Source organism: Alkalihalobacillus sp. TS-13 (assembly GCF_019720915.1).
Lineage (GTDB): Bacteria > Bacillota > Bacilli > Bacillales > Fictibacillaceae > Pseudalkalibacillus.
The window spans coordinates 22,665-44,471 of the sequence record NZ_JAHKSI010000005.1; the positions used below are offsets into that span (position 1 = coordinate 22,665).

General features: G+C 42.1%; 17 protein-coding genes. 11 read left to right on the top strand and 6 right to left on the bottom strand.

The window, feature by feature from the left end:
• Positions 1-222: 222 nt before the first annotated feature.
• A complete protein-coding gene (locus KOL94_RS21920) occupies positions 223-1,956 on the top strand; it encodes a phospho-sugar mutase (protein WP_221568803.1) in 1,734 nt (577 codons plus the stop codon).
• A gap of 366 nt (positions 1,957-2,322) precedes the next feature.
• Positions 2,323-2,652, top strand: a complete 330-nt coding sequence (locus KOL94_RS21925; RefSeq protein WP_221568804.1) for a YnfA family protein — start codon at positions 2,323-2,325, stop codon at positions 2,650-2,652.
• Here the strand turns inward: KOL94_RS21925 and KOL94_RS21930 are convergent.
• The 4 genes from KOL94_RS21930 to proC all read right to left on the bottom strand — a co-directional run bounded on the left by KOL94_RS21930 (position 2,645) and on the right by proC (position 6,947).
• Positions 2,645-3,226, bottom strand: coding sequence for a YitT family protein (locus tag KOL94_RS21930; protein ID WP_221568805.1), 582 nt, complete (start codon positions 3,224-3,226; stop codon positions 2,645-2,647). The genes KOL94_RS21925 and KOL94_RS21930 overlap by 8 nt on opposite strands.
• A gap of 190 nt (positions 3,227-3,416) precedes the next feature.
• A complete protein-coding gene (locus tag KOL94_RS21935; protein WP_221568914.1) occupies positions 3,417-4,679 on the bottom strand; it encodes a glutamate-5-semialdehyde dehydrogenase in 1,263 nt (420 codons plus the stop codon).
• A gap of 240 nt (positions 4,680-4,919) precedes the next feature.
• On the bottom strand, positions 4,920-6,044 hold the full coding sequence (gene proB, locus KOL94_RS21940) for a glutamate 5-kinase (protein WP_221568806.1): 1,125 nt from the start codon (positions 6,042-6,044) through the stop codon (positions 4,920-4,922).
• 60 nt (positions 6,045-6,104) lie between these two features.
• Positions 6,105-6,947, bottom strand: coding sequence for a pyrroline-5-carboxylate reductase (proC, locus tag KOL94_RS21945; RefSeq protein WP_221568807.1), 843 nt, complete (start codon positions 6,945-6,947; stop codon positions 6,105-6,107).
• A 319-nt stretch (positions 6,948-7,266) separates the two neighbouring features.
• On the opposite strand from proC, the gene KOL94_RS21950 reads away from it, so the two are divergent.
• The 6 genes from KOL94_RS21950 to KOL94_RS21975 all read left to right on the top strand — a co-directional run bounded on the left by KOL94_RS21950 (position 7,267) and on the right by KOL94_RS21975 (position 16,869).
• The gene (locus KOL94_RS21950) at positions 7,267-7,836 is read left to right on the top strand and encodes a cysteine hydrolase family protein (RefSeq protein ID WP_221568808.1); all 570 of its coding nucleotides are present in this window, start codon (positions 7,267-7,269) and stop codon (positions 7,834-7,836) included.
• Between the two features lie 77 nt (positions 7,837-7,913).
• The gene (locus KOL94_RS21955; RefSeq protein WP_221568809.1) at positions 7,914-9,323 is read left to right on the top strand and encodes a SpoVR family protein; all 1,410 of its coding nucleotides are present in this window, start codon (positions 7,914-7,916) and stop codon (positions 9,321-9,323) included.
• Between the two features lie 288 nt (positions 9,324-9,611).
• Positions 9,612-10,373: a DUF2087 domain-containing protein gene (locus tag KOL94_RS21960; protein WP_221568810.1), complete on the top strand. Its 762-nt coding sequence runs from the start codon at positions 9,612-9,614 to the stop codon at positions 10,371-10,373.
• A 1,100-nt stretch (positions 10,374-11,473) separates the two neighbouring features.
• Positions 11,474-13,228: an ABC transporter ATP-binding protein gene (locus KOL94_RS21965; protein WP_221568811.1), complete on the top strand. Its 1,755-nt coding sequence runs from the start codon at positions 11,474-11,476 to the stop codon at positions 13,226-13,228.
• 4 nt (positions 13,229-13,232) lie between these two features.
• Entirely contained in the window at positions 13,233-15,254 is a 2,022-nt protein-coding gene (locus KOL94_RS21970; protein WP_221568812.1) for an ABC transporter ATP-binding protein, read from the top strand.
• Positions 15,255-15,591: 337 nt separating this feature from the next.
• Positions 15,592-16,869 (top strand): MFS transporter, encoded by a 1,278-nt coding sequence (locus KOL94_RS21975; protein ID WP_221568813.1) that lies wholly within the window; start codon positions 15,592-15,594, stop codon positions 16,867-16,869.
• 56 nt (positions 16,870-16,925) lie between these two features.
• Here KOL94_RS21975 and KOL94_RS21980 read toward each other — a convergent pair whose 3' ends face one another.
• Both KOL94_RS21980 and asd read right to left on the bottom strand, forming a co-directional pair.
• Positions 16,926-17,849, bottom strand: coding sequence for a zinc dependent phospholipase C family protein (locus KOL94_RS21980; protein ID WP_221568814.1), 924 nt, complete (start codon positions 17,847-17,849; stop codon positions 16,926-16,928).
• A 457-nt stretch (positions 17,850-18,306) separates the two neighbouring features.
• Positions 18,307-19,161, bottom strand: coding sequence for an archaetidylserine decarboxylase (asd, locus tag KOL94_RS21985; protein WP_221568815.1), 855 nt, complete (start codon positions 19,159-19,161; stop codon positions 18,307-18,309).
• A gap of 242 nt (positions 19,162-19,403) precedes the next feature.
• Between asd and KOL94_RS21990 the strand changes: the two genes are divergently transcribed.
• From KOL94_RS21990 to KOL94_RS22000, 3 genes are all read left to right on the top strand, one after another.
• Entirely contained in the window at positions 19,404-20,759 is a 1,356-nt protein-coding gene (locus KOL94_RS21990) for a TrkH family potassium uptake protein (protein ID WP_221568816.1), read from the top strand.
• Between the two features lie 202 nt (positions 20,760-20,961).
• A complete protein-coding gene (locus tag KOL94_RS21995) occupies positions 20,962-21,159 on the top strand; it encodes an alpha/beta-type small acid-soluble spore protein (protein ID WP_221568817.1) in 198 nt (65 codons plus the stop codon).
• A gap of 346 nt (positions 21,160-21,505) precedes the next feature.
• Positions 21,506-21,766 (top strand): hypothetical protein, encoded by a 261-nt coding sequence (locus tag KOL94_RS22000; RefSeq protein WP_221568818.1) that lies wholly within the window; start codon positions 21,506-21,508, stop codon positions 21,764-21,766.
• Positions 21,767-21,807: the final 41 nt, after the last annotated feature.

The window sequence follows — 21,807 nt, forward strand, 5'->3', positions numbered from 1 at the left end:
TATTCTCCCTGCGATATTTGCCGCAAACTGGTTTCGACAGCACATTAGGTCTCAGTATGGCAAGAGCCCTTCTGAACCATCCTTGTTTGACGAAATTTTATAAAGGGTGTGCAATTATCCTGTCAGGTTTCTGGAAAATTTTCACCAGAGAAGTGGTTGAATTAGTGAAATTTTTATACAATGGTGATATACCTGTTTTATAAAAGAGTTTAGGAGGAAGTCATGAGCTGGAAAAAAGATTACGAACGTTGGAGCAATTTTCAACAACTTGATGAAGAATTACATGAGCAGCTTCTTTTAATGAAGGATTCTGACGAGAAGCTTGAAGATTGTTTTTATAAAACGTTAGAGTTCGGAACCGGGGGCATGCGTGGGGAAATCGGTCCTGGAACGAACCGGATGAACATGTATACGATCCGGAAGGCCTCTGAAGGGCTGGCACGGTACATAGAATCATTTGGTGAGAAAGTAAAGTTAAGAGGTGTCGTGATTGCCTATGATTCACGCCACAAGTCCCCTGAATTTGCGATGGAAGCAGCCAAGACTTTAGGTCGCCATGGCATACAGACTTATGTATTTGAAGATCTTCGTCCGACACCGGTATTATCTTTTGCAGTCCGTTATTTGAACGCATTCTCAGGAATTGTCGTGACAGCAAGTCATAATCCGCCCGAATATAACGGGTTTAAAGTGTATGGAGAAGATGGAGGTCAACTCCCTCCCGTAGCAGCGAATGACGTCATCAATTTCGTGAATGATGTTGAAAATGAATTGGACATTGAAGTTGTCGATGAGGATGAACTGAAAAAGACTGGGCTGCTGAAGATCGTCGGAGAAGAAATCGATCGTCCCTATAATGAAAAATTAGTCGGGATCTCCGTTGATCCTGCATTGATCAAGGAACAGGAAGATTTAAAAATCGTTTTCACACCCTTACATGGAACAGCGAACATTCCGGTCCGTCGAGGCCTGGAGTCTTTAGGTTTCAAAAACGTCACGGTCGTCAGTGAGCAAGAGAAGCCAGATCCTGAGTTCTCAACAGTCAAATCTCCAAACCCTGAAGAGCACGCAGCATTTGAACTTGCCATCCAATATGGAGAGCGTGAAGGTGCAGATGTACTGATCGCTACAGACCCGGATGCAGACAGAGTCGGTGTCGCTGTAAAGGATAATCAAGGAAATTACGTTGTGCTGACCGGAAACCAGACTGGTGCTTTAATACTCAATTATTTATTGAAACAAAAGAAGAAGTTAGGTACATTACCTGATAACGGTGTTGTATTGAAGACGATCGTTACGTCTGAAATCGGTCGGACGATTGCCAAGAAATACGGTCTTACTACTGTCGATACGTTGACAGGGTTCAAGTTCATTGGTGAAAAAATGGGTGAGTATGAGCGTTCGGGAGAATATGAATTCCTATTCGGATACGAAGAAAGCTATGGATATCTGATTGGCGATTTCGTCCGAGATAAAGATGCCGTACAGGCTTGCCTTATGGCTGCTGAAGTGAGCGCCTATTATAAATCCAAAGGGATGACACTATATGAAGGTTTGATGGAAGTATTCGAAGAGTACGGATACTATCAAGAAGGATTGGAATCGTTGACACTGAAAGGGAAGAAAGGTGCTGAACAAATACAGGAAATCCTTTCGACTTTCCGTAATCAACCACCTTCAGAATTTGGCGGGATCTCGATTTCTGTCATCGAAGATTATCAAAGCCGTGAAAGATTATTAGTAAAATCTACTGAAACGGAAGAAATCGTTCTGCCTCCATCCAATGTAATCAAATACACACTTGATGACGGATCATGGGTATGTTTACGCCCGTCGGGGACAGAACCGAAAATCAAATTCTATTTTGGGGTTCAATCCTCTACTTTCGAAGCTAGCAAAAAACACCTTTTCAACATCAAGAAGGATGTCATGGATAAAGTAAATCGAATCCTTTGAAAATAGAAAAGAGGCTTTCCCTTACGTGATCACTCCATTCATGGAGCAGCCTGCACGTGGATTAAGGGAGGCCTCTTTTACTGTGGGGTGTTTATCAAGTCTCTGTTTGATTTGACCTTTCCAATTCCATTGCAGGAGGGGCATTTCTTTTTCTTCATAAAAGAGAAAAGGGAAGACTTTTTGCCGGTGCCTTTGCATTTTGGACAAATAACGAAAATCGCCATCAGTTATCATCACCTAACTTGAAGATTGCGTGAATTCAGTTATTCAAGGGTAAACTTTTATTATCATTCTATGTAAGATAATGCGTTGCTAAACATTGTCTAGGCAAAATCATGAGAATAAAGAACTAGAGAGGTGAAAATCGTGATTCAAGCAATCTTATTATTTATCATTGCAGGACTCGCTGAAATTGGAGGGGGCTATTTATTTTGGCTCTGGTTACGTGAGGGCTCCCCTTATTGGTATGGAATAGTGGGTGCACTTGTTTTGATCATTTATGGAATTGTCCCAACCTTTCAAGCTTTTCCCACATTCGGTCGTGTGTTCGCTGCTTATGGAGGCGTGTTCATCGTTTTGGCTCTCTTATGGGGATGGCTGATTGATAAAAAGACACCTGATCACTATGATGTTCTCGGAGCCATTGTCTGTCTTATCGGTGTTTCAATCATCATTTGGGCACCGCGAGTCAATTAGTAAGTGGAGGGGAGCTTTTTGTCAAAGTAATGAATGTCGTCGTCACTCCGACTGCGATGATGGTTATCACGGAATAAAGGAAGGATTGTGTGCCGAGGATCAAACCTCCGAATACAATGACGATTGCATCGATCAGGAAAATGAGGATTCCGACATTCACTTTTGTCATCCGCGACAGCATTTGTGCAAGTAAATCCGTCCCTCCGGTGCTAGTTTCCTGTTGGAGCATGATTCCGATACCTGTTCCGACCAAAAAACCGCCGATTAAAGCGCAAAGGAGAAGCGGGGGATGACTCCAATGACGAATTGGCGCAAATGCATCAATGAAAAAAGACGAGATCAACATGCCGTGTAAACTATTATAAAAATAAGAACGATGGTAGAACCAGGCTAGTCCATAAAGAGGCAAACTTAAAAAGATGATGACTAGGCCGGGCTGAAACCCCCATGTATAGTTGGCTATCAAACTGATTCCGATTATGCCTCCATCGAGCAAATGGTGAGGGGCAAGAAGACCATTGATACCGACCCCAATAAACAAACTGCCTATGAAGATAGCAAACCATTTTTTCATCCTCAACCTCTCCCCGAAAAGAACTATACTAAAAAGATATGTACAAGTTCACAATGATATGAGGGGGCGAGTTGTTAGTTTAATATACTTTTTGGGAAGTGAACAGATATTCCCGCAAAGTGACAAATTCCTTATAATACAAAAAAGCTGATCCCCACAAATGACGTGGGAGATCAGCTTTTTCAGTAAATTATCGGATTTGACCAGTTCCACTCATTACATATTTGACGGTGGTAAGAGCAGGGAGTCCCATTGGACCGCGAGCATGTAGCTTCTGAGTTGAAATGCCGATTTCCGCTCCAAATCCAAGTGCTCCACCATCTGTAAATCGTGTCGATGCGTTATGATAGACTGCTGCTGCATCTACTAGACCTAAGAATGTCTTCGCAGCTTGATCATCTTCCGTTACGATCGCTTCAGAGTGCTTCGTGCCATACTCTTCAATATGGTCAACCGCTTCAGTCACATCATTCACGATTTTTACAGCGATATCTGTAGAAAGATATTCATTCGCCCAGTCTTCTTCACCAGCTGGGATGGTTCCAGGAAGGATAGCTTGAGCATAATCATCACCATGTGCTGTGATCGAGTTTTCTTCAAAAGCCTTGATAAGGCCGTCTTTATTCGTATCCAACCATTCTTTATGAACGATGACTGTTTCTGCAGCATTACAAACTGCAGGCCGATCTGTCTTTGCGTTTACAAGGATGTTGATTGCTTTTTCTACTTCAGCAGCTTTATCGATGTAGATGTGGCAGTTTCCGACTCCTGTTTCAAGTACAGGTACAGTCGCATTATTGACGACTGCTTGAATCAAGGAACCTCCACCACGTGGGATCAACACGTCGATGTGTTCTTTCATCGTAAACAACTCTTGAGTCGCTGAGCGGTCTGTGCTGGCGATGAACTGTACTGCCTCTTTCGGAATTTTAGTCTGTTCTAAACCACGATGCATCACTTCGACAATCGCTTTGTTTGAAGAAAGGGCAGAAGATCCGCCTTTCAAAACGATTGCGTTACCTGATTTCAAAGCAAGACCAGTCGCATCGACTGTTACGTTCGGGCGTGCCTCGTAGATCATTCCGATGACGCCCAGCGGAACGCTCACTTGTTGTACATTCAATCCATTTTCAAGTGTCCAGTCTGATTTCACCACACCTGTCGGATCTTCAAGCTCTGATACCTCACGAAGACCTTGCGCAAATTCGAAAATTCGTTCTTTATTCAGTGATAAACGGTCCATGAACGCAGCGTCAAAGCCTTTTTCACGACCTTGAGCAAGATCTTCTTCGTTCGCTTTTAAAATCGTTTCGTATTCAGCTTCGAGGATGTCTGCAACTGTATGCAGTGCCTGGTTCTTTTCCTCAGTCGTCAATAGAGATAATGTTTTTGCAGCTTTCTTAGCTGTAATCGCTTGTTCTTCAACACTTGGTTTTTCAATCGTAAGTGTAATGGGTATCAATTCCTTTCGAATGTTTTTATAAAAGGTGGTGTTGATTTCTCCGAAATTCGCTCCCTTTCCGCGGGCGATCCGCAAGCCTCCTCGCTCACTTAAATCGCTGTGGGGTCTTGCCTGGCTCGCTTTTCCCGCAGGAGTGTCGCAAATATCGGTTGATCAACATTAGAACTTGTCAAAGTTTATAAAAGAGCGAGACCGAAATAACAGCCGGTATCCTCAAACAAATGCAATTTTTTAAACACCTACAGGTACAGCAGCATCCAGGTGACAGACCATGTCTTCACTTTCAACTGCAGCAACGGAATAGTCCTTCAGCTGATCTTCTTTTTTATTATCAATGACTTTCTTCAATTCTTTCGATGAATACTTCATGACACCTAGACCGATCTTTTCGCCATTGAGGTCCATGATGCGTACGACGGCACCTTTATCAAAACGACCTTTGACGCTGTGCAAGTCAGTCGGTGCAAGGCTTGTGTTCCCCTCTTGAATGGAAACCTTCACTTCATCATCAATTGTGACTTCACCTTCAGGACCAGAATTGAAGGCAATCCATTGTTTCTTCTGGTTCAAGTTCTCGTTGTCTTCTTTCGGTTCGAAATACGTTCCTTTTGCTTCACGATTGACCGCATCGTATATGATATTGCTCGTGTTGGCTTTTCCTAAGAATGCAGGGATTCCTGATGCTAGTGAAATTTTGAAAGCGTCGATTTTCGACTTCATTCCGCCTGTACCGACTGCACTTCCAGGTTCACCTGCTGCAGATTCGATTTCAGGTGTGATTGCATGGACCTGATCAAGCAACTGAGCATTTTCATTTTTACGAGGATCATCATCAAATAGACCATCGATATCAGATAAAATGATGAGTTGATCCGCATCTACGAGTCCTGCTACTTTCGCAGACAAAGTGTCGTTGTCCCCAAATTTCAAGAAGTCCATCGTGATCGTGTCATTTTCGTTGACGATCGGTATGATTCCTCTTTCTAACAACACAGTCAATGTGCTCCTTGCATTGTTATATCGTGTTTCATATTTGAAATCGTCACGTGTAATCAAGATTTGAGAACCTACATATCCGTGTGAAATGAAAAGGTCAGAGTAGGTTTCAATTAAAAGTCCCTGGCCGATTGAAGCTGCCGCTTGTTTTTCCGGCAATGATTCTGGACGGGAGATGAACCCGAGCTTACGATAGCCTGCAGCTACTGCTCCAGATGATACGAGCAGGACCTCATGTCCGTCATCTTTCAATCGAACAACTTCATCTACTATTTTTTCTATTTTTCTACGGCTAAGCTCTCCGTGTAAACTTGTTAGTGAACTACTTCCAATTTTGATTACGATTCGTTTTTTTTCCATAACTGGTCTCTCCATCACTCCTAAATATCTATCTTGTTAAATGTTTGTTTTAACTGTCATTTATTTTTGTTCAGCAAATACTTTTTCGAGTTCTTCGCGCAGCTCTTTTGATCGGGAAGCTGCTCCTTTTACTGCTTCAGCAATCGCTTTCCCTCCGCCATGTTCAGCTAATGCTTCCAATCCAGCAGCTGTTGTTCCATTCGGGGAGGTGACGTTTTTTCTCAACTGAGTCGGTGTCTCTTCACGTTCTAGCATCATCTGAGCTGCCCCTCTGATGGTTTGAGCTCCGATTTGTCTCGCCAATTCACGATCAAGACCACCTTCATAGCCTGCCTGTTCCATGTGTTCCATCAGGTTATAGAAGTAAGCCGGACCACTTCCTGCAATGCCAGTGAAGATATCCATTTGATCTTCTTCAATGATGTAAGATTCTCCGATGCATTTCATCAATTCTTTTGTCAGTAAAACCTGATCCATAGATACATGCTTGCCTGGGCTGATTGCCGTTGCTGATTCACCTAACATGCTGGAGGTGTTCGGCATTACTCGAATGACTTGTTGACGCTCATTCATGTTATCTTCCATATAAGAGGTAGAAATTCCAGCTAATACTGAAATCAACAATTGATCTGGTCGTAAGCGGTTTTTAAGATCTGCTAAGACCGTCTCGATATCTTTCGGTTTCATCGCAAGAATGAAGACATCTATCTTACTGAAATCCAATTGATCTTTCGTTACTGCTTCAATTCCAAATTTCGTTTTGATTGTATCTAAACGTTCTTGGTTACTACGGTTGGTTGCAATGATTTGTTCCGGTGCAAATTTTCCTGATTCGACGATTCCTGAAATCATTGCTTCAGCCATATTCCCAGCGCCTAAAAAGGCAACACGTTGTTTCAACAAAGTAACCACTCCTTTTATGTCCGTTCAATTCAACGTTTTTTATCGTAACACTCACGGAAATTAATTCAACAGCTATAACCAAATAGGTTGCATATTGGCGAAAAAGTCCAGGTAAACGTTTTCATCGACTTTTATATGATTCAAATCCCTTCTAAGGATAAATAATCTCGGCTGAGGGTAGTATTTGGAAGCTGGAAATTCTACACACCACTAGTAGACTGTTTATTTAGAATATTTCGTTTAATCAAAGTCCGTAAAAAGGTGTCCCTTATTATAATGAAGAAATAAGAATGGAGAGTAATTCAGAGGAGGTAATCGTATGGATATAGAGCAAAATACACCACTGATTGTGATTGATGTCCAACAAGCATTCCGACATCCGAACTGGGGGGACCGCAATAATCCCAAGGCTGAAAAGAACATCGCAGCACTGATTGATGATTGGAGAACGAATTCCCGATCGATCATCTTTGTGCAACATGTTTCTCATAGTCCTGATTCATTGTTTTATGTGGAGGGAGATGGGGTTGATTTTAAAGAAGACTGTAGGCCATTGAACGATGAGGTGATCATCCGGAAAACGGTGAACAGTGCTTTCATCGGAACAGACCTGCATCAACGGGTTACTGACCTCCATTGTAAAAAAGTGGTCATTGTGGGATTGACCACCAATCATTGTGTGGAAACGACGACGAGAATGGCTGGAAATTTCGGGATGAATCCGATTCTAGTTGAGGATGCGTGTGCCACTTTCGACCGAAGCGGACCTGATGGAAAGATCTATCTTGCAGAAGATATCCACCAGATGACAATCGTGAATCTGAATGAGGAATTCGCTGAGATCATGACGACTGCTCAGCTTTTGCAATCAGCAAAAATAGAAGGATGACGAATTTACTCTCCTATTCATGAAAAAGGATTTCTGACATACATTGTCTTATAGAATCCTTTTTAGGAGGGACTGGCATGAGCATTGATGAACACAAGGAGTTAATAAACGCCATTCATGAAATTACAGAAATCGCTGAGGGATTCGGACTTGATTTTTATCAAATGCGTTATGAAATTTGTCCGTCTGATATCATTTATACATTCGGTGCTTACGGAATGCCGACTCGTTTTTCCCATTGGAGCTTCGGTAAGCAATTCCATAAAATGAAACTTCAATATGACCTTGGATTGAGTAAGATTTATGAACTCGTCATCAACTCTGACCCATGTTATGCATTTCTATTGGACAGTAATTCATTGATCCAGAACAAATTGATTATTGCGCATGTACTCGCACACTGTGATTTCTTCAAAAACAACATACGATTTACGAATACCCGACGGGACATGGTCGAAAGCATGACTTCGACCGCAGAACGGATCGCCAATTATGAGCATCTCTATGGAAAAAAGGAAGTCGAAAGTTTCTTGGACGCCGTGTTGAGTATCCAGGAGCATATCGATCCTTCTATCATGAGACCGAAGCTCAATTATAGACTGGATGAGGAAGAAGAGGAGCTGGAAAGGAAAGCGACTCCATATGATGACCTGTGGGAAATGGATGAGGCTGAGAAAAAAGAAAAGAAGAAATTGAACAAGAAACGGAAAATCCCGCCTCATCCTGAAAAAGATCTGCTGATGTTCATTGAGGAATACAGCCGGGAGCTGGAGGATTGGCAAAGGGATATCCTCTCGATGATGCGGGAAGAGATGCTGTACTTCTGGCCGCAGCTAGAGACGAAAATCATGAACGAAGGCTGGGCATCATTTTGGCATGCACGGATCTTACGGGAGATGGACTTGACGACTGATGAAGTGATCGAGTTTGCCAAACTGAATGCAGGTGTGGTACAGCCGTCGAGGACATCGATCAATCCTTATTACCTCGGTTTGAAGGTTTTCGAAGACATTGAGGAAACCTATAACAATCCGTCAGAAGAATTGCAGAAGCAAGGGGTCAAGAAGGGGGACGGAAGGGAAAAGATCTTCGAAGTCCGTGAAATCGAGTCGGACATTTCGTTCATCCGCAACTATTTGACGAAGGATCTCTGTGACCGTGAGGACTTGTATCTGTTCCAAAAACAAGGTAAGGATTACAGAATTACGACAAAAATGTGGGAAGAAGTTCGCGAACAACTCATCAACAGCCGGGTGAATGGAGGGTTTCCGTATATCACGGTCAATAACGGCGATTATTTGAAAAATGGAGAGCTCTACCTCGTTCATCATTTCGAAGACATGGAACTCGATTTGAAATACCTTGAAAAAGTACTGCCTTACATCCATCATCTATGGGGAAGATCCGTTCATCTTGAAACCAAAGTCGAAAACAAAGGCGTCATCTTCACATACGATGGCAAAGCCGTGCATAAGAAGAACTTATAGAACGATTGCTAAAACCGCCATAATAGGCGGTTTTTTTACATTTAAAGAAAGTATATAATACGTTCTTCAATATCAACTCAACTAAAGCTCAGCCTGCGCCAAAGGCTTGGCTTTGCTAAGTTTTCTTTATGGGATTTCACGTATTGGTGGTAAGTTGACCAAAATCAAAAGTTGAAGGTACAACTACGGAAAATTTGGCTTCACCTTCCAAATAAGCGTTGAATATTAATAAACAATAGTATAAAATGTTTACTAAATAGAGGACGTTTAATGGGAGTGTTTATAATTATGAGTGGCCGAGACCTTTTTTGGGATGCCGATACAGATGACTTGAAAAAAGGCTATACATTCAATCAAACGACAGAGGAATTCACCTGCCTCATTTGCCGGAAAAGCTTTCAGATAGGATTGATTTTTCCTTGGACAGATGGACTGTACATGGAGGCAGAACGTGCAATCAAACAGCATATCATTGATGAACATGGATCGATGCTTGATTATTTGTTAAGCATGAACAAAAAGTACACGGGACTCACTGATGTACAACGAAAAATCCTGATGAGCTTCAAGAGCGGCCAATCCGATAAGGAGATTGCAAAACAACTAGATGTAGGCAGTACATCGACGATCCGGACACATCGGTTTAAGCTGAAGGAAAAAGAAAAACAGGCAAAGGTGTTCCTTGCGATCATGGAAATGTTGAAAAAGGCTGATCAGAAGGATGACCTTGTCCAAATTCATAAAGGGGCGACGCAAGTGGATGAACGTTATGCAATTACGACAAAGGAAAGGGAAAAAGTATTATCGACTTATTTTAAAAAAGGTCTAGATGGTCCGATTACTCATTTTCCGAGTAAGGAAAAGCGGAAGATCATCGTTTTGCAGCACATTATCCGGAAGTTCGATCCTGAGCGGGTCTATACTGAAATGGAAGTGAATGAAGTGCTGAAGCCGGTCATTGATGACTATGTGACCGTCAGACGGTATCTCATCGAATATGGCTTTCTAGATCGGAACAAAGAGTGCAGTGAATATTGGGTAAAGAAATAATATGCTAGCTGAATATTGTTTTCTGAAATTTTATTAAAGGAAATCCACGACACTCCTGCGGGAAAAGCGAGCCAAGCGAGACCCCGCAGTTTTTTAAAAGGATCTTCGACTATAATAATGAACTTCGACTAAATACCACCACGTCCTATGGTGAACGTCGAAGTCAGTACATCCTGTACAAGTACGTCCTATGGTGAACGTCGAAGCCAGCATAAGGAAGGCTTCTAAGAATTCTCATCGCAGACACGAAAATGATTTCATTTTTGTGTTGAGATCCTGTGCAAGTGAGGGGCTTGCGGATTTAGGGCTAATGCATGAAGTGATGTCTAGCTCAGCGACCAGTCACTTGGATCCCTTCAAACTTCCAGCGGTGGCGACAGCCTCCTCGTCCGTTTTCCAGTGACCTTCGCAACTAAGCGGGGCGCTTCCGCTTTTCTTACGCCCGCAGAAAGGGAGAGGATTTCCAAGAATGTAAAATTGTAAAAAAATTTGAAAAATAGGCAAAAGTCTATTGCCAAATGGAAACGGTTGGTATAAACTTTTATAGTACTTAATAAAGATAAATCATAAAAAAGAAAAGGAGGTTAGCGTCATGCAAAAATATATCGATATCATTCAGAAACAAGAAATTGTCGTATTTTCTTCAAACAACTTCATAAAGTGTGGCGTGAACCGATAAAGACCTTTTTCTGACTTTTATAAATAAAGTGTCTGATCAGCTTACGCCCAATTTTTCGGCGTGAGCTTTTATATTTCTGTCCCATTTACCCAGGAAGAAGTATGTCGCGAACGTGCGGCATACTTTTTTTGTCCTACTTAAAGAATGTATAGAAATACATTCTTCAGTATAAGCGCAACTAAGGCTCAGCCTGTGCCAAGGCTTGGCTTTGCCAAGTTTTTTTATCAAAACCAGGGAAGAATAGTTTGGATCTTTACCAAACTTTCTTATATATGAAGTTCTAATTGAACACTATTTTTCAAAATGTGAAGGGAGAAATGAAGATGCACGTAAAAAACAAAAACACTTCAAGGCTGCTGGATCGGATTGAAGGCGGCTGACAACTAAACGGATAGAACCAAGGCAAGAGAGGGGATAAAGCATGTTTTCAGTATTAATCAAACTAGGTTGGTTTTTTAAAAAACATTGGAAGCGTTATACGATAGCGATCGTTTTGCTTCAAATCGTCAACTTGATCGAGGTCGTGCCGCCAAAGCTCATTGGAATGGCGATCGATGAAATGACGATTGGATCTTTGACGGCAGAACGATTATTCCAGTTCGTCGGTTTTTATCTTGCACTGATGGTTGTGAACTACATCCTTTGTTACATATGGATGTATCAGCTATTCGGAGGAGCATTTCTGGTCGAGCGTACGATGCGCTCTAGTTTCATGCGCCATTTGTTGAAAATGAGGCCGACCTTTTATGAAAAATATCGCACAGGTGATTTGATGGCAAGAGCTACAAACGACCTGAAAGCGATATCGATGACAGCGGGATTCGGAATATTAACATTACTTGATTCAACGTTGTTCTTAATCACAATCCTTTTCGTAATGGGCTTCATGATCAGTTGGAAGCTGACACTCGCAGCCTTGCTGCCACTTCCGATCATGGCCATTCTCATGAACCGTTACGGAAAGATGATGCATAAACGGTTTACTACGGCCCAGGATTCATTCGGAGAGTTGAATGACCAGGTGCTTGAATCCGTTTCAGGCGTTCGTGTCATCAGGGCTTATGTCCAAGAAAAAGCAGACCATAAACGCTTTGAGAATCTAGCGGATGATGTTTACAAAAAGAACGTTTCTGTTGCCCGGATTGATTCACTATTCGAGCCGACGATCAAAGTGCTGGTCGGTGTGAGTTATCTGATTGGATTAGGATACGGAGCGTACCTCGTATTCCATAAAACAATCACATTAGGAGAACTCGTTTCTTTCAACGTTTATCTCGGGATGTTGATCTGGCCGATGTTTGCGATCGGGGAACTGATCAATATCATGCAGCGCGGTAACGCTTCCCTGGACCGGGTCAACAATACGCTCGATTATGAACCAGATGTAAAAGATGGCGAAAAGATCTCAGCAATCTCTGAAGCTAGTGAAATCAAGTTCAAGAACGTAACCTTCCGTTATCCAAGTTCCCAGGTCGATAACTTGAAAGATGTGTCCTTCACATTGAAGCAAGGGCAAACACTTGGAATTGTCGGGAAAACGGGAAGCGGAAAGACGACATTGATTAAGCAGCTTTTACGGGAATATCCATTAGGTGAAGGAGAGATCTCAATTTCCGGTGTTCCGATTGATGAGATTCCGGTTTCACAGATTCAGAGCTGGATGGGCTATGTACCACAACAGCAAGTACTCTTTTCCAGATCGGTAAAAGAGAACATCCAGTTTGGCGTAACAGAAACTTCTCAAAAACGCTTGAACGAAGTCGTCGAGCTATCCTCGTTAACCGGTGACATCGAAAACCTGCCGCAGGGTATGAAAACGCTGGTTGGTGAAAAAGGAGTCGCACTTTCTGGTGGCCAGAAACAGCGGATTTCGATTGCACGTGCATTGCTCGTCAATCCAGACATCCTTTTGTTAGATGACGCGATGTCAGCAGTAGACGGTAAAACAGAAGCGAAAATCATTGAAAGCATCCGGAATGAACGCTCAGGTAAGACGACGTTCATCACGACACACCGACTGTCTGCGGTGCAACACGCAGATTGGATCCTCGTCATGGATGAGGGGTGTGTCATTGAAGAAGGAACACATGGAGATTTATTGAAAAACAGAGGCTGGTACAAACAGCAGTATGAAAGACAGCAGTTAGAAGACGGCTTCTCAGAAGGTGTGGTGTAACAAAATGAGCGTAGGAAAACGATTATTTCAATACGCATTAAGATATAAAAAGATGATCATCATGGCATTAGCGATGTTGACGATTGCTGTCAGTGCTGAACTGACAGGTCCTTTCATCGCAAAAAAGATGATTGATAATCACATCCTCGGCATCGAAAAGCCGTGGATACAGGTGGAGAACGCTGGTGAGGACACCGTCGAGTATAAAGGGAATCATTATATTCGCACTGAGTATTTTGATGGAGATGTTTCTCAATACGAGGAGGTCCGGATTCTTCAGATAAAGCGAGACTACTTCTTTATAAATGAACCGATTGAGTTTGATGGAAACCGTTCAGTTGATGGCAGCTCGATCACCATTGAAAAAGGAAATCAGAAAGCTGTATACGAAGCAGAAGAATTATCGACTGATCAACTTTTGGCGTTTTACCGGCCGGAAGTGAAGTGGCTCATCTATTTGAGTGCATTCTATATGGGCTTGCTGGTCGTATCAGCTATTTTCACGTATTGGCAAAAATATATCCTGCAGAAGTCGGCGAACCGGATCATCCAGAATATGCGGACAGATGTATTCGGACAGATCCAGCGGCTTCCGGTCAATTATTTTGATAATTTACCAGCTGGTAAGGTCGTTTCAAGAATCACGAATGATACAGAAGCGATCCGTGAGTTGTATGTAACGGTTTTAGCTCAGTTTTTTACTGGGATCATCTACATCTTCGGAATTTTGACTGCATTGTTTTTCCTTGATGTACGATTGGCGATGATTTGTTCAGTCATCATTCCGATCATGTTCGTCTGGATCATTATGTACCGTAGATATGCTTCCAAATACAATCACCTCATTCGTCAGCGTTTGAGTGATCTGAATGCGATGATCAACGAATCGATCCAGGGGATGACAATCATCCAGGCGTTTCGCCGTCAAAAGCAGACGACAGATGAATTTGAGAAGATCAACGAAGAATACTTTAGTTATCGCAACAAGCTCTTGAGTTTGGATGCCTTGATGTCCCATAACCTCGTGAACCTGCTTCGTAACGTAGCATTCGTTACGTTGATCTGGTATTTCGGTGGGGCGTCATTGACAGCGACGACTGCTGTTTCAGTAGGTGTTCTGTATGCATTCGTCGATTACTTGAACCGTCTATTCCAACCGATTACAGGGATCGTAACGCAGCTAGCAAACCTTGAACAGGCACTTGTTTCAGGTGAGCGGGTTTTCCGACTACTTGATCGTGAAGGAGAGGACGTTTCAGATACGAAGATTTCCCGTTATAAAGGGAATGTTGTTTTTGACGATGTCACTTTCGCTTATAAAGAAGATGAAAATGTGTTGAAGAACATATCCTTTGAAGCGGAACAAGGCCAGACCGTCGCTCTTGTCGGTCACACTGGCTCCGGAAAAAGTTCGATCATGAATCTGTTGTTCCGTTTTTACGATGTAGAACATGGGAAAATCATGATCGATGGCCAGGATATCCAGACGATGACAAGACAAGATCTTCGTAAGCATATGGGGATCGTACTTCAGGATCCGTTCCTTTTTACAGGGACGATCGCATCCAATGTAAGCTTGGATGACCCGTCGATTACGAGAGAGACGGTAGAAAAAGCATTACGTGATGTCGGGGCAGAACCGTTTATCAAACAGCTTCCCAAAGAATATGATGAGCCCGTAATCGAAAAAGGAAGCACATTGTCAGCAGGTCAAAGACAGCTCATTTCCTTTGCGCGGGCGCTTGCATATAATCCAGCGATTCTGATTTTGGATGAAGCGACGGCGAACATCGATACGGAAACTGAGGCAATCATCCAGGAAGCATTGGAGGTCTTGAAAAAAGGACGTACAACATTCATCATTGCTCACAGACTTTCTACGATTAAAAGCGCTGATCAGATCCTCGTGCTTGATCGCGGCCGAATCGTCGAAAGGGGTTCACACGATGAACTGATGGAAGCGAAAGGCAAGTACTATCAAATGTATCAACTGCAGCAAGGAGTAAAAGAATCTCAAGCTGTTTGAAAAGAGTAAACCAACGGAAGACCTCAGCATTTGTCAGATGCTGAGGTCTTTTTTTAACCATTGGACAAGAAAGGAAGTAGAAACGCAAACCAGTCTCAAAACGGCTCTGATTGGGACAGGAAGAGGAGGATCATGCGTGAACCTGTCTCAAAACTGCCTTGATTGGAACAGGAAGTTAAGAACTAAAACTGTCTCAATAAAGTGCTATCAAAAGAAACGAAAAAAGGGGAACGAACTGTATGAAGCGAATTAAGTAAAGAGATTTCTATTATCAAGAGAACATATACTCATAGTAAGGGGTTATCAGGTTGAAGAGGAAAGGACAAGGGGGTTTAAAATGAAGAAAAAAGAGGTTTATTCCTGGACGATGTATGATTGGGCCAACTCAGCTTTCGCCACTACCATCATGGCTGCGGTGCTGCCGATTTTCTATTATGATGTCGCTGCCAAAAATATCGACAAGACGACCGCGACAGCCTACTGGGGATATTCGCAATCCATCGCTGTATTAATCGTTGCTTTATTGGCACCGATTCTGGGGGCAATTGCAGATCATTCGAATTCTAAAATGAAGTTTCTTCGATTTTTCGCTTATATGGGGATTCTTGCAAGTATCCTCCTCGCATTTGTTGGTGAAGGCGACTACATTCTCGCCTCAATCCTATTGATTGCTGGGACGATTGGGTTTTCTGGCGGAAACGTGTTTTATGATGGCTTCTTACCGGAAATCGCTTCTAAGAATGAGATCGATCGGGTATCTGCCCGCGGCTATGCTTTCGGTTATATCGGCGGGGGAGTCTTGCTCCTCATCAACCTGATGATGATCATGAATCCATCCTGGTTTTTCATTCCGAACTCGCTGCTCGCTACACAGATTTCCTTTGCCAGTGTCGGTGTTTGGTGGTTCATCTTTTCGATACCGATGTTCCGTAATATAAAAGAAGTGAAGCATGAGCAGCCTCAGATAAAAGGATCCTACTTCAAAATAGGCTTCAAACGGGTGTTGACGACCTTCAAGGAAATCAAACAGTTCAAGCAGCTGTTGTTATTCTTAGTCGCATTTTGGCTGTTTAATGACGGGATATCGACCATCATCAAAATGGCCACGATTTATGGAAGAGATATTGGTATCGGCTCAAATGATCTAATCGCAGCCTTATTGATTACTCAGTTTGTCGGTATTCCTTTCGCTTTCCTTTTCGGGTACCTTGCGAAAAGACTACAAGCGAAGCGTGCCCTCTATATTGCTTTATGGACGTATGTGGTCATTGTTCTTTTAGGATATTTCATGGAAACTGCTGCACACTTTTACGCGCTTGCTATTATGGTCGGTTTTGTACAAGGAGGGGCTCAGGCGTTGAGCCGATCGATCTTCGGAAGCATGGTACCGGAGAATCGTCATGCGGAATTTTACGGATTTTATGGTATATCCGCGAAATTTTCTGCGATCTTCGGTCCATTTGTTTTCGGAATCGTCGGTCAGCTCACAGGGTCAACGCGACTTGGTATCGTGTCGCTGATCATCTTCTTCCTTGCTGGAATCTTCATCCTTTCACGTGTCGATATCGATAAAGGAAAGAAGGAAGCGGGTTATCCCTCAGACTTAACGATGTAACCAAAGGAATGGGCTGCCTCTTTTGGAGACAGCCCTGGCTTTGGTTTGTACATTTTTTATAAAATCGGTTCGTATTGTTTGTTTTCGAGGCGTAAGGATAAGTCCTTGCCGACGTCATAACAGACATTACCAAGCTTTTCTTTCAACTTTTCATATTGCTCCATATTGTCATCATACCAATATCCTTTTAGTAGTGTGAGAATTTCTGTTCCTTCATCGACTGCGTTTTCAAACAATTCCATAAACGATTCTTCATGATGCTCATCGGATTGGGCAGGATGTTTCCATGGCGTTTTTGATTCATTCAAATAATCGACATCATCAACATGTTTTTGATAGGAGAAGGGCTGGACCTTTTCTTTTAGAAGCTTGTTTTTCCAGCCTAACGGGTCGTATAGGACACGTAATGCTTTTTGCATATGTTGATAGGACTGTTGTACATATCCAGCTGGCATTTTTTCATGAAGTTCAGGGAAGGTGTCACTGATCTTTTCTTCAAGCATTTTCTCGATCGGCTCATGAAGCTTTTTTCCGATTGCCAGCTCTTTATACACTGGTGTGTTCCAGGTTTCGATGTTTTTGTACTTTTTCATCATAAATGTATCAATGATGATTTCGAGCTTTTGATGACGATTGCCTTTTGTACCGGATCGATAGTTTATGTAAGGGTGTGTATTTCTGTCCAGAATGTGGTGTGTAATAAAGCCGGTCGTAAATGCAGTCAATTTCGCGTCCTCAAGTCTTTCTTTCGTATGATCAATCAATTTCAAAAGGAAGTCGCCGCAGTGTTCATGGTGGATCCGGTCCCCGACTTCTGTAACAGAGGTTTCCTTCCAAGGCCAGAAGTTATGATAGAAAAAAGGATCAGGCCCTTGGGTACCAAAGTTGAAGTATGGTTCTGATTTTTCATTCAAATCGATGATTCCTGAGCGCTTTAATACAACTTCCCCAAAGTATATGTGGGTCCAGACATTCGGCATGCGATCGCCACCTTTATTTTTATCGATTCTATCTGAATTATATCGGATATCTAAATTTATGAAAACGATTGGAGGGAAATAATGCATCCAATGTTTACTTTTTTACCGGATTCCCAAGATTTCTTGCTACGAAGCTGATTGGGGAATTATCCATTCAAGATCTGCCTGTTGTTGGTTCATGAATAACAGTTGGAAAAAGCCCAGGCGAGGATCGAGAAATTCGAAAACCAGGAAAGATATTCGATACTGCACGGAGATATCACAAAAGGAACTGGGATTGGAAGATACACTTATCAGAAGAGACATCACGCATGTGTTTTTAGCAGCCATCTATGACCCAAGACCACGGATTTTTATCCCATCCTTGTAGTTTTGCGCCGAGTAACCGCAGGAATTAACAATTCGACTAATAAAAAACCGACCCGCTCTTATTAGAGGTTGAGGTCGATTTGGTCATTCAATTGATTTGTTGTTCAAGACGTTTCACCCGATGGCCGAGCGGTTGGCCCATTTTTACAGATGAGCCAGGTTCTATAGAGGGATTGATCGAAATCAGATTTTCTTCGAATAAAAGGATGACAGTCGATCCAAACTCAAAATGACCAATTTCATCGCCTTTATAAACAGGGAGCATTGTTTCTAGCGTATTTTTCAATGGTTGCCCTTTGTGATGTTCTTCAACCTGATCCTTAAACGCCAGTTGCACACTTCCTACAATCAAGGCGCCTATTTTTACGATGGCCAATTGGCCTGTAGCACTATTGAGATACGTAGCAATCCGTTCATTCTTTGTGAAAATTCCCTTAACCGCATCGACTCCAAATTTATTTACTGGATAAAGGCGACCCGGTATGTAGGAATAGTCAGTAATAGAGCCGTCAATTGGGGCGTGGATCCGATGGTAATCCTTTGGACTTAAATAAATGGTCATAAAGGAACCGTTACGGAAATCTCGTGCTTTGTTTTTATCGTTCAAAAGACTTTCTACGGTATACGATTCACCTTTTGCCTGAATGAGTGTGCCGTTTTTGATTTCACCGACTTGGGTGACTGTACCATCTGCAGGACTTATTAATGTATCAATGTGTGCATCCACAGGCCGTGCATGTGGTTTTAAGGTTCTTTTGAAAAATTCGTTTAGGTTTTTATATTCATGAAGCGGCTTTTCAATCATGCTCATATCGATTTTATAAAATTTCACATATGCCTTGATTGCAAATCGGCTGAACGGAGCCTTCATAAAAGAACCGATAAAGTAAGTAATGGTATGATGAGGTAAACAAAATAAAAGGTATTTCAAAAAAATTTTCATTTTTTTCTCCTAAAAATGATACTTATAATTCCAATTGCTTAAGAACAGGTTTAGTATTCGATGAAATGGCTTTATGAACAATACCAATATTATACTTCCTAATGACAAGCGTGTTAATAAAAAAATAAAGAAAAAAACAAATCGATTTACAAATAAGGGAAGACTATTTTAATAAATAGGGTTTTCAGGCAGACGTAAATTAGGTACGATAGATTCGTTATACATGGCACAGTAAAGGTTGTATGAAAATGAAAAGAAACCCAAGACTACGTAAAATACGTTTAACTTCCGTACAAATGATCATATTATTCTATCTCGGTGCAGTAGTTCTGGCAACCTCGCTGCTTAGTCTGCCATACGCTCATCGTGGCGGGATGGAATGGTCTTTCATAGATGCTCTATTCACCGCGGTCAGTGCCATCAGTGTTACAGGATTGACTGTAGTCAATACAGCAGAAACCTTCAATGAATTCGGTTATTTCATCTTAGCTTTTGTCTTGCAATTCGGTGGAATCGGAATCATGACCCTGGGCACGTTCATCTGGTTGTTGGTGGGTAAGCGTATTACTCTGAAAGAACGCCAACTGATCATGGCTGATCAAAACCTCTCGACCCTTCAAGGCCTTGTCAGAATCATGAAGCAGATTCTGTTTCTGATCCTTATCATCGAGTCGATTGGCACATTGATCTTAGGTGTCTATTTCATGAATTATTTTGATACATGGCAACAATCATTTATACAAGGATTCTTTGCTTCCGTCAGTGCGACCACAAATGGTGGGTTTGATATCACTGGACAATCCTTACGTCCATTCGCAAATGACTATTTTGTACAGTTCATCAACATTTTGCTGATGATATTAGGTGCAATCGGATTCCCGGTACTTCTTGAAGTAAAAGAATATCTGATTTCAAAAAACGGGAGATATCAATTTTCACTCTTTACAAAGCTCACAACTGTCACTTTTTTGTGTTTAGTTGTGGTAGGGACTTTATTTATCATTTTACTAGAACATAATTTATTTTATGAAGATAAGTCCTGGCATCAAGCTTTGTTTTATTCCTTATTCCAATCCGTTACGACGAGAAGCGGCGGTTTATCAACAATGGACATGAATTTGTTTTCAGAGCCGACCCAGTTGTTTCTATCTGCATTGATGTTCATTGGTGCTTCCCCAAGTTCTGTAGGTGGAGGTATCCGGACCACGACATTTGTGATCGTCATTTTAGCGATACTGTCGTTTGCAAAAGGAAATCAGACAATTAAAGTCTTCCGACGTGAACTGTTGATGGAAGATGTCCATAAAGCATTCGTCGTCCTAAGTGTTGCTGTCATGATGTTTGTTACCGCAGTGCTCTTATTGATGTATAGCGAATCTGCACCAATGATCCCGATTGTATTTGAAGTTGCATCTGCCTTCGGTACATGCGGCTTATCGATGGGGCTGACACCAGAGTTGAGCTCATTTGGCAAAATCATTGTCATCCTATTGATGTTCATCGGTCGTGTAGGAATACTCTCTTTCTTGTTCATCATTCGAGGTAAGATTGTAAAAGAAACATATCATTATCCGAAAGAACATGTCATCATCGGTTAAATCGATCAGGCGAAAGCCTGGTCGATTTTTTTGCACTTAAAGAATGTATAGGCATAACTAGGGTACAGCATACGCCAATGCTTTTTCATCAGGTTTATTTTCCTGCTGGTATGTCTATAGCTGTAATAATTTCCAATCGAAATATATGAATAAGGCATTCTCAATAACGCAAACTATGTGTACCAAGGAGGAGGTGAGATACATGGCTCAAAACAACAACCGTAACCAATTGGTAGTACCAGGTGCTCAAGCAGCTTTAGACCAAATGAAGACTGAAATCGCTTCTGAATTTGGTGTACAACTTGGACCAGACACAACTTCTCGTGCTAACGGATCTGTAGGTGGAGAAATCACTAAGCGTCTTGTTCAACAAGCTCAATCACAAATGGGTGGAAGATAACATTAAAACTATGGCTTCCGAAGGGGTGGAGAAATCCATCCCTTCTTTCCACATCTTATAATACGTTCTGTTATTAGTAATTTTGATCTTGGCGATATTCATTCCCTTTCCGCGGGCGTAAGAAAAGCGGAAGCGCCCCGCTTAGTTGCGAAGGTCACTGGAAAACTGACGAGGAGGCTGTCGCCGCCGCTGGAAGTTTGAAGTGATCCAAGTGACTGATCGCTGAGCTAGACATCACTTCATGCATTAGCCCTAAATCCGAAAGCCTCCTCTTACCTGGCTCGCTTTTCCCGCAGGAGTGTCGCGAATTTCGACATTATAAATTCATTTAAAAGGAGTAGGTTTCATGTCTATGTGCCCTGTATGTAACCAACTGAGTAATACACAATACCGTTGTCCTTCATGTTTAGGGTTGATGCAGGATAATGGAAGAGTAATGGACTATTACGATGACTACAGTCCATATTTTGATATCGATTCGTTGAAAATGGAAGATGGCTATCCAGAGGATGAACAAGAAAAACAATGTCCCCATGTTTTCCACTGTACACAATGTGCTGCAGATAACGTCTTGTTGATCCATGAATGGAGAGCTGAGTGCAACTAAAAAGAGCAACAGCACAAACGGCTATTGCTCTTTAAGCTTCA

What these genes read in the sequence shown, in the direction of transcription:
- KOL94_RS21920 (WP_221568803.1), top strand. Translation starts at nt 223, where the DNA reads ATGAGCTGGAAAAAAGATTACGAACGTTGGAGCAATTTTCAACAACTT.
- KOL94_RS21930 (WP_221568805.1), bottom strand. Translation starts at nt 3,226, where the DNA reads ATGAAAAAATGGTTTGCTATCTTCATAGGCAGTTTGTTTATTGGGGTC.
- proB (WP_221568806.1), bottom strand. Translation starts at nt 6,044, where the DNA reads ATGGAAAAAAAACGAATCGTAATCAAAATTGGAAGTAGTTCACTAACA.
- KOL94_RS21950 (WP_221568808.1), top strand. Translation starts at nt 7,267, where the DNA reads ATGGATATAGAGCAAAATACACCACTGATTGTGATTGATGTCCAACAA.
- KOL94_RS21955 (WP_221568809.1), top strand. Translation starts at nt 7,914, where the DNA reads ATGAGCATTGATGAACACAAGGAGTTAATAAACGCCATTCATGAAATT.
- KOL94_RS21960 (WP_221568810.1), top strand. Translation starts at nt 9,612, where the DNA reads ATGAGTGGCCGAGACCTTTTTTGGGATGCCGATACAGATGACTTGAAA.
- KOL94_RS21965 (WP_221568811.1), top strand. Translation starts at nt 11,474, where the DNA reads ATGTTTTCAGTATTAATCAAACTAGGTTGGTTTTTTAAAAAACATTGG.
- KOL94_RS21970 (WP_221568812.1), top strand. Translation starts at nt 13,233, where the DNA reads ATGAGCGTAGGAAAACGATTATTTCAATACGCATTAAGATATAAAAAG.
- KOL94_RS21975 (WP_221568813.1), top strand. Translation starts at nt 15,592, where the DNA reads ATGAAGAAAAAAGAGGTTTATTCCTGGACGATGTATGATTGGGCCAAC.
- KOL94_RS21980 (WP_221568814.1), bottom strand. Translation starts at nt 17,849, where the DNA reads ATGCCGAATGTCTGGACCCACATATACTTTGGGGAAGTTGTATTAAAG.
- asd (WP_221568815.1), bottom strand. Translation starts at nt 19,161, where the DNA reads ATGAAAATTTTTTTGAAATACCTTTTATTTTGTTTACCTCATCATACC.
- KOL94_RS21990 (WP_221568816.1), top strand. Translation starts at nt 19,404, where the DNA reads ATGAAAATGAAAAGAAACCCAAGACTACGTAAAATACGTTTAACTTCC.
- KOL94_RS21995 (WP_221568817.1), top strand. Translation starts at nt 20,962, where the DNA reads ATGGCTCAAAACAACAACCGTAACCAATTGGTAGTACCAGGTGCTCAA.
- KOL94_RS22000 (WP_221568818.1), top strand. Translation starts at nt 21,506, where the DNA reads ATGTCTATGTGCCCTGTATGTAACCAACTGAGTAATACACAATACCGT.